The organism is Robinsoniella sp., assembly GCF_034124845.1.
Window position 1 is genome coordinate 1,671 of record NZ_JAWYAJ010000393.1, and the last position, 8,702, is coordinate 10,372.

General features: G+C 43.5%; 7 protein-coding genes and 1 pseudogene. 7 read left to right on the plus strand and 1 reads right to left on the minus strand.

The window, feature by feature from the left end:
- The coding region (locus ACH2DQ_RS19615) for an FAD-dependent oxidoreductase (RefSeq protein WP_395027963.1) at positions 1-521 on the plus strand (521 nt) is incomplete at its 5' end.
- Between the two features lie 136 nt (positions 522-657).
- Here ACH2DQ_RS19615 and ACH2DQ_RS19620 read toward each other — a convergent pair.
- Positions 658-1,683, minus strand: coding sequence for a LacI family DNA-binding transcriptional regulator (locus tag ACH2DQ_RS19620; RefSeq protein ID WP_395027965.1), 1,026 nt, complete (start codon positions 1,681-1,683; stop codon positions 658-660).
- 806 nt (positions 1,684-2,489) lie between these two features.
- On the opposite strand from ACH2DQ_RS19620, the gene ACH2DQ_RS19625 reads away from it, so the two are divergent.
- The 6 genes and pseudogenes from ACH2DQ_RS19625 to ACH2DQ_RS19650 form a co-directional block, all read left to right on the plus strand.
- Complete coding sequence (locus ACH2DQ_RS19625) at positions 2,490-3,596, plus strand: sugar ABC transporter substrate-binding protein (RefSeq protein ID WP_394916068.1); 1,107 nt, start codon at positions 2,490-2,492, stop codon at positions 3,594-3,596.
- 35 nt (positions 3,597-3,631) lie between these two features.
- Positions 3,632-5,137: a sugar ABC transporter ATP-binding protein gene (locus ACH2DQ_RS19630; protein WP_394916069.1), complete on the plus strand. Its 1,506-nt coding sequence runs from the start codon at positions 3,632-3,634 to the stop codon at positions 5,135-5,137.
- A complete protein-coding gene (locus ACH2DQ_RS19635) occupies positions 5,130-6,137 on the plus strand; it encodes an ABC transporter permease (RefSeq protein ID WP_394916070.1) in 1,008 nt (335 codons plus the stop codon). The genes ACH2DQ_RS19630 and ACH2DQ_RS19635 overlap by 8 nt, the downstream gene beginning before the upstream one ends.
- A 33-nt stretch (positions 6,138-6,170) precedes the next feature.
- Positions 6,171-7,175 (plus strand): Gfo/Idh/MocA family protein, encoded by a 1,005-nt coding sequence (locus ACH2DQ_RS19640; protein WP_394916071.1) that lies wholly within the window; start codon positions 6,171-6,173, stop codon positions 7,173-7,175.
- A gap of 213 nt (positions 7,176-7,388) precedes the next feature.
- Positions 7,389-8,519 (plus strand): 1-propanol dehydrogenase PduQ, encoded by a 1,131-nt coding sequence (locus ACH2DQ_RS19645; RefSeq protein ID WP_394916072.1) that lies wholly within the window; start codon positions 7,389-7,391, stop codon positions 8,517-8,519.
- Positions 8,520-8,534: 15 nt separating this feature from the next.
- A pseudogene (locus ACH2DQ_RS19650) lies at positions 8,535-8,702 on the plus strand (propanediol utilization protein); the annotation flags it as partial.

Consider the following 8,702-nt stretch of genomic DNA (forward strand, 5'->3'; position numbering starts at 1 on the left):
TTATTTTGCTGGATACCGGGCATGCCAAATTCATGACTTCTTATTTCCCTATGGATAAGCTGAAAAGGATACCGGGATTTGAAAATGCCAGATATGAAGATCCCTATGCCGGCGGCAAGGGTAACTCCATACGCTATATGGCCATGTCGCCCCGGGACAACAGCCTTAAAGTAATGGGGGCCGAAAATTTATATTGTGCAGGCGAAAAGGCAGGGCTTCTGGTTGGACATACAGAGGCAATTGTTACGGGGGTACTGGCGGGGTATAACAGTGTAAGAGAGGCAGCAGGCCTTAAAACACTGATACTCCCGGAGAGTCTGGCAGTGGGCGATATGATTGCGTTTGTCAGAAAGGAAATGGAAACGGAGGAAGGCTTAGAACGTAAATATACCTTTTCCGGATCTGTTTATTTTAAGCGGATGAAAGAAAGAGGCCTGTATCTTATGGATATAGAGGGTATTAAAAAGAAAGTTGTGAAGGAAGGTTTGGAGGGGGTATTTTCTAAAAACAGATCACAATAGAGGAATCAGATAAAGGAAACACAATAGGGGATTAACAACAGATAAATAACAATGGAAAATTAAAATAGATAAATCCTTATAAGGTTCAAATGCCATGGCTAAAAGCACTCTAAAAGTGCTTCTTGCCATGGCATTATCATTTTACCGGTGCCGTGGAATTGCGCAGATATAATTCGGGCTGCACAAAAAAATGGGTGGCACTGGTACTTTTCTGTTTTATTAAATGGGTCAGGTGTTTTATGCTTCTTTCTGCAATTTTCAGGACGGGCTGTATAACTGTGGTTAAACTGGGGCGGCAGTAATTGCCTTCCGGGATGCCGTCAAAGCCAATTACAGAATATTGCTGGGGAACCTTATAACCTTTATCGGTGAGAAAATTTATAACAGCGATGCCAAGAATATCTGTTTGGGCAAAAAATGCGGTGCAGTCATGCAGCTGAGACCAGCTGCTTTCCATTTGCCGATATCCTTCTTCATAAGTCAGCCCGGATTTAACGATCCAATCTGGATTACAGGCAAGATTGTTATCGATGAGTGCGGTGCAATAGCCTTCTGTGCGTTCTTTAAAATCACTTCCGGCTGAGGTAATGGTAGCGATACGCTGATGCCCTAATTCTAATAGGTGGTTTGCCGCGATTAATCCGCCGGTAAAATGGTCTACGTCAATGATATTTAGACTTTTCTGCATTGGGCGGGAAAAGTATTGGGTGTAAATATGCGGAATATTCAATTGGGATAAATAGTCTTCCAGTGCCGAGTGATAGTTGCCGTTAATAATAACAATGCCTTTTATATCAGCTGTTTCGATTATGGATTGTATATATCCAAAGGACTGGTCACTGGCTTCGTAGGATGATATTGTGCAGTAGTAATTTTGTTTTTCAATCTGCCGGATCACCTCATTTGAAAGATATTCCAGATAAAGGTCAAGGGGAGAGTGCATCCTATCGGCACCCAGGATAATTCCAATGCATCCATTATTACCGTTTCCGGTATCATTGGGCATTCCAGCCCTTTTTTTTAAGGTATATCCATGCTGTGCGGCTAAATCCTGAACCTTAATCCTGGTTTCCAGAGAAATTCGGGAAGAATTCTGAAGGCTTCTTGACACCGTTGACTGACTTACGCCGGCTAACCGCGCAAGTTCTTGGGTTGTAATCATATATTAATCTCCTATGGACAGTGAGCGGGAAAGATCATTCTGTAATAAAAGAGATGATTTTTCATCAAATATAGAAAGTTTATCCGACTCGTAGTATTTAACTATATTGAAGAATAATACATTTTCAAGTACAAGTCAACTAAAATATATGGATAATCAATACAAAAAATGTATGCTTATCAGTTCTTATAACCCGCCTTTTTCCTGCTTTTGGCTAAGATCTTTGATATGTTTTTCTATAGATTCTAATATTTTCCAGACTGTTTTCTGCTGTTGTTTAAAGGATAAGAGGTATGCACGATAGTGCTTAATTATGCGCATAGAAAAATGCGCATAAAATATAGTAGTATGCACGAATGATTCGACAAAAAAATATGATATATGCATAAACTAAAATGCAAAACTGTCAATTTGTACATAAAGTTTTGGTAAAAACTTGTTGACTTAACCAAAATGTAGTGTTATAATTTGGATAAATACTAAAAAACATAATAAATTGCACATGTTTTGAGTGCATTTTGAAAATGTGTTATGCATAATATGCTCAATGCATAATGCTTAAATATTCTTCAAACGAAAATTAGGTTAATACCTGCTGGTTCTCTTTTTACTGCAAGTGTGTGTCCGAAACATTTGAGAACTTATCCGGGGGTTAAAAATACATATGCACGATCTGATTGTTGGAATTGGGAATTCCGACAATGGAACAACTGAGATCCGTACCTGTATTACGGATTTCTAATCACGGGGACGCAATGCTTTGCGGCAAAATATAAACTATATAATAGTTAAGGAGGATTTTTTGTATGAAGAAAAAAATTTTAAGTATCTTAATGGTCGGGATTATGGGGATGTCCCTTGCAGCCTGCGGAGGCAGCGGTGATACAGCTACAGCTAACAATAACCAAACGGGCAGTAATTCGGAAGCAGCGGATAACAAGGAAACAGCTGCCGGTACAGATACGGCTTCGGGCAGTGAGGCTGGGAATGAAGGAACGGATAATGGCTCCGCCGCATCCGGTGACAATCTTAATATCAGTGTGATCCTGAAAACTACCGCTTCTGAATACTGGGGTTATGTACTGGCAGGTGCGCAAGCCTACAGCGATGCGAATCCCAATGTAAACGTAGAGATTCAGGGTGCGGCATCTGAGACTTCTTATGATGAGCAGTTGAATATTATCGAAACGAATCTGGCAGCAGGTAAATTTGATGGTTTTGTTATAGCTCCTTTGCAGGCTGACATGGTGACATCTAAGATCGCAGGTTCCAAGCAGCCGATTATTGCAGTAGATACGAAGATTGACGCTCCGGAAGTTTTATCTTTTGTAGGTACCGGTAATGAGGAGGCAGCGAAAGCAGGAGGAAAGGCAGCAGTGGAGGCAGCGAAAGCAGCCGGATTTACGGAACTGAATGCCATTGCCATAACAGGTGTGCAGGGTGATTCTACTGCTGAAGCACGGCTGGCTGGATATAAAGCGGGGATAGAAGAAGCAGGCGGTACATTTTTAGAGAGCGAAATCCAGTATGCGGATGCGGTTGCTGACAAGGCTTTTGCATCTATGGAAGCGATTATCCAGAACCACCCGGATGGCGTGGCAATGATCGTTTGTAATAATGATGATATGGCTATTGCAGCTGCCCGTGCAGCAAAGGGAAATGAAGCATATGCAAATACTATTTTCTGCGGATTTGATGGTATCCAGTCTGCATGTCAGGCTATTTTAGCAGATGAGGAAACAATGTCTGTCGCACAGAACGCATATGACATGGGGTATAAAGCAGTGGAAGCCTGTGTGAAAGCGGTAAAAGGGGAAGCAATAGAGGAATTTATTGATTCCGGCAGTAAAATTGTAAATAAAGAAAATGCACAGGAGCAATTAGACACTCTGAAATCCCAGCTTGGTAAATAATGGTGATCTGAGTCCGGGGGATAAGGAGGTATGCAGTGAGTGAGTATATTGTGGAATTAAAAAATGTCACAAAGCGCTTTCCGGGTGTAGTAGCTTTAAAAAGCATGAACCTGGCAGTAAAGCCTGGTGAGATTCTGGGGTTGATCGGGGAAAATGGTGCCGGTAAATCCACTTTGATTAAAGTTTTAACGGGTGTACATTTACCGGATGAAGGCAGCATAATCGTGGAGGGTGAGGAGAAGCATTTCCGTAACCCCAATGATTCTGCAGAGGCAGGGATTGCCTGTGTCTACCAGGAATTAAATATCGAAAAACTTTTGAATATTACAGACAATATTTTTATGAATAAATGGATTCGGAAGAAAAACGGCCTTTTAGATTATAAGTCCATGCATAAGAAAGCAAAAGAGGTAATGTCTTCACTTGGGCAGGAAATTGATCCATCTAAAGCAGCGGGGACCATGGGTATGGGAGTACAGCAGATGATCGAAATTGCAAAGGCACTTTCGGTTGGGGCGAAGATGATTATAATGGATGAGCCTACTTCCTCGCTGGGAGAAAAAGAGGTTCAGCAGCTGATGACAATTTGCCGTGACCTGCGCAGCCGTGGTATCAGTATCGTGTTTGTATCTCATAAGCTGGAAGAGCTTTTCGAGTTGTGCGACCGGGTTGCCGTTATACGTGACGGGGAACATATCTGGACAAAGCCCATTGAGGAAGTGGATAATGAATCCCTGATTACCGCCATGGTGGGGCGTTCTCTTGCCAATAAGTTCCCGAAGGTGATCGGGGAAAAAGGTGAATGCGCTCTGAAAGTTGAAAAACTGAAACAAAATGGTGTACTGTTTGATGTGAGTTTTGAAGCGTACAATGGACAGATTCTGGGCTTTGCGGGCCTGGTAGGAGCTGGAAGGACAGAGACAATGAGAGCTGTATTTGGTGCAGATCCCATTGACGGCGGCAAAATCTTTATACATGGGAAAGAAATGAAAATCTCAAATCCCAAACAGGCGATTAACGCAGGGATTGCATTTCTCACAGAAGACAGGAAGAATCAGGGGCTTGTCCTGACCCAGAGCATCCGTTCAAATTTGATTATGGCAAATATGAAAGGATTTGCACAGGGATTATTTTTGGATGAAAAACATATTGAGGAGACGGGGGAGGATAATATCTCGTCCCTGCGTATTAAGACACCGTCCTTAGACGAAATCGCAGGTCAGCTATCGGGTGGTAACCAGCAAAAAGTTGTAATTGGGAAATGGATTAATTCCGATGCGGATATATTTATTTTTGATGAACCTACCAGAGGTATTGATGTGGGTGCAAAGATAGAGGTTTATAATGTAATGAATAATCTTGTAAAAGAAGGAAAGTGCGTAATTATGATTTCTTCAGAAATGCCTGAAATTTTGGGAATGTCTGACCGTGTTGTGGTAATGCGGGGCGGTCGGATCACGGGAACTTTAGACAGAGAGAGTGACCATTTTAATCAGGAAGATATTATGAGAGCTGCGTGGGGAGGAACCTTAGATGAATAAAGTAAAATTAAAATCCAATTCAGGTCTGGTGAATAAGCTGGGATCTCTGATTGCCCTGTTCGTGTTATGTGTTATTCTGAGTTTTGCTTCGTCAAGCTTTTTAACACTGGCTAATTTCATGAATATTTTTAAGCAGACATCGGTAAATGCATTGATTTCAACGGGAATGCTGGTGTGTCTGATCACTGCCGGTATTGACCTTTCGGTTGGAGCGAATGCGATCTTTTGTACTTGTGTAATGGGAATGCTTTTACAAAACGGTATCACGAATCCTGTTATCATCATCATAGCCGGTTTAGCCGCAGGTACATTTTTTGGTTTTATCAACGGCACACTGTTAACCCGTCTGCATCTGCCTCATCCTTTTGTATCCACACTTGGAATGAAAAATGTATTGTGGGGGCTTGCCCTGGTTGTTGTGGGGTCCAAGATCGTTTCCGGGTTCCCGGTACAGGTTACATGGCTGGGAGAAGCAACCCTGCCCAGTTCCATACCGCTGTTAGGTGGTTTTCCGGTGAGTTTTATATTGGTCATTGTGCTGTTTGCCATTATGGGCGTATTTCTGTCCAAAACAGTTCTGGGACGTTCGATCTACTGCGTAGGCGGGAATCTGGAAGCGGCACGCCTGTCCGGAATCAAGAGTGCAAATGTACTTACATTCTGCTATACGCTGTCCGGGTTTATGAGCGCTTTGGCAGGTATCGTTCTGATTGGGCGCGGAGGTATCGCCAATGGTGCCAATGCCATTCAGCCTTATGATACGGATGCGATTGCAGCTTGTATCATTGGAGGTGCATCTTTTAGCGGGGGCAAGGGTACCATGAGCGGAACCATTATTGGGGCATTGATTATTACCGTGATCCGAAATGGTCTTCAGCTGCTCAGTGCATCTACTGCAATCCAGAATATCGTGGTTGGTCTGGTTATTATCCTGGCAGTACTCATTGATGTAACCCGTGAACGTATGGAAGCGAAAGCCAGACGTATGGCAGCGAAATAAACATAAGTCATTCAGATAGTCAGGAGAATTGTTATGTTAAGAATTGGGGTTATCGGATGCGGCGCAATCGGATGCGACCATATCCGCCGGCTGCAGGATCTCGTACCAGGAGCCATAGTAACGGCCTGTTCTGATTATTTTCGGGAGTCGGCAAAACTGGCGGCAAAGCAATATGATATCCCGTATATCTATGATTCAGGTGAAGCATTAATTGAAAGTGCAGAAGTGGATGCAGTGCTTATAGCATCCTCCGATGCATCCCACGCAGAGTATGTCCTTGCGTGTATAAAGCAGGGTAAACCGGTGCTTTGTGAGAAACCGCTTGCCCAGACTTCGGCTGACTGCGAGAAAATTATTAAGGCTGAACTGGCGGGCGGGAAGCGCCTGGTTCAGGTGGGATTCATGAGAAGATATGATCCGGGATACCGGGAAATGAAACGTATTATACAGTCCGGTGAACTTGGAAATCCCCTTATGATCCATGCAGCTCACCGAAATATGCAGCAGCCGGATGGGCTGACCAGTGAGATGGGCATATCGAATATCGCAATCCATGAACTGGATATCTGCCGTTGGCTGCTGGGGGATGAATATAAGAGCGGGCAGGTGCTGAAAGTAAGGCAGTCATCTTACTCGGTAAGGGGATATGATAACCCCCAGATCGTCCTGCTTGAGACAGATCTGGGATGCCGCATTGATGTAGAGGTACAATTATCGGATGGATATGGCTATGATATTCAGTGTCAGGTGGTATGTGAGAAAGGGACGATTCACTTACCCGACCCCTATGCGGTAATCACCCGGTCTGGTGCAGGGCGTACCGTGCCAATTCTTACGGATTGGTCCCAAAGGTTTATTCAGGCATATGGCATTGAACTAACGGAATGGGTGCAGGCTGTAGAAAATAATGCCAGCCATGGCCCGGGTGCCTGGGATGGCTATGCCGCATGTGTTGCAGCAGATGCTCTGAACCGCTCCCGTAATACCGGCAGCTTTATGGAAATACAAATGATGACGAAGCCTGCTTTGTACAGTTAAAATAGAGATATATTTTCATTTTAAATTTTATAATACAGATCCACTTTCGGGTGGATCTTTTTTTGTATTTATTTTTCCCGTTTTGGAAATATTAATCATCGAAAAGTTATAAAAATACAGGGAAAGACAACAATTTTTATTTTTTTTGTATAATCTTGTCTCATTTCACAAAAGATAGCTAAATAAGGAAAGCTTTTGAAGGGATGGTGAAACATGGAGGAATTTAAAATACAAACAGCTGTGTGTTTTGGGGCGGATGCTCTGAATTGTCTGAAAAGCCTTACCGCAACGCGGATCTTTATTGTAACGGATCCGTTTATGGTGGAATCAAAAATGGTTGACCGGATTACGGAACAGTTAAAAGAAAAAGAATATAGAATTTTTAGCAATGTGGTACCGGATCCTCCGCTGGAACTAGTGGTGGAAGGTGTGAAAGAAGTCATGGCATATAAGCCGGATACTCTGATAGCCCTGGGCGGCGGCTCCGCAATAGATGAAGCGAAGGCTATCATGCATTTCTCAAAACAGATCGGTGATTTGCCGGATATGGAGTTTATTGCGGTTCCAACTACCAGCGGTACCGGATCGGAAGTAACTTCTTTTGCGGTTATTACGGATAAAGGGAAGGGTGTGAAATATCCCCTGGTGGATAAGTCGCTTTTACCGGACATTGCAGTACTGGATCCGGGCCTTGTAAAAAGCCTGCCCCCGTCCATTGTGGCGGATACCGGGATGGATGTGCTGACCCATGCATTGGAGGCATATGTGTCTACCAAGGCAAATGCATTTACGGATGCGCTTGCTGAAAAAGCGGCGGTTACGGTTTTAAAATATCTGGTGAAATCTTATGAAAGCCCCGTGGATATGGAAGCCAGAGAACAGATGCACTATGCTTCCTGCATGGCGGGACTGGCATTTGATATGACATCCCTTGGGGTAAATCATGCGATTGCCCACAATATAGGGGGAAAGTTTGGAGTTGCACATGGCAGGACAAATGCTATCCTGCTTCCCTATGTAATCGCTTATAATGCACAAATTCAGGACTATAACCCAAAAGAATATAAAACGGCTGCAAAAAAATATGCGGCAATTGCTTCCCTGTACGGAGTTGGCGGCGTAAATGTCAGATCGGCAGTTAAAAACCTGATTCATCAGATACAGAAAATGCAGAAGCTGATGAAAATGCCTGTTAGCTTTAAGGAATGCGGACTGAAGCCGGATGAATTTCATAAGGCAGAGGATCAGATTGCAGATGGCGCACTTGCAGATGGCTGCATTGCAACGAACCCCAGAGTGGTCACGAAAAAGGACATTCTGGATATTTTAAAACAGGCTTTATAAAAGAAGGTGCATGAAATGGAAGTAGAAGAAAAACAGCGGATCATTCAGGAGTTTGTTCCGGGTAAACAGATTACGCTGGCACATGTTATAGCCGGTCCTAATCCCGGTATATACAGCAAGCTGGGGCTGGAGCCGGAAGATATGGACGCGATAGGCATTCTTACGATTACACCCAGTGAAGGT

What these genes read in the sequence shown, in the direction of transcription:
- ACH2DQ_RS19640 (WP_394916071.1), top strand. Translation starts at nt 6,171, where the DNA reads ATGTTAAGAATTGGGGTTATCGGATGCGGCGCAATCGGATGCGACCAT.
- ACH2DQ_RS19635 (WP_394916070.1), top strand. Translation starts at nt 5,130, where the DNA reads ATGAATAAAGTAAAATTAAAATCCAATTCAGGTCTGGTGAATAAGCTG.
- ACH2DQ_RS19625 (WP_394916068.1), top strand. Translation starts at nt 2,490, where the DNA reads ATGAAGAAAAAAATTTTAAGTATCTTAATGGTCGGGATTATGGGGATG.
- ACH2DQ_RS19645 (WP_394916072.1), top strand. Translation starts at nt 7,389, where the DNA reads ATGGAGGAATTTAAAATACAAACAGCTGTGTGTTTTGGGGCGGATGCT.
- ACH2DQ_RS19620 (WP_395027965.1), bottom strand. Translation starts at nt 1,683, where the DNA reads ATGATTACAACCCAAGAACTTGCGCGGTTAGCCGGCGTAAGTCAGTCA.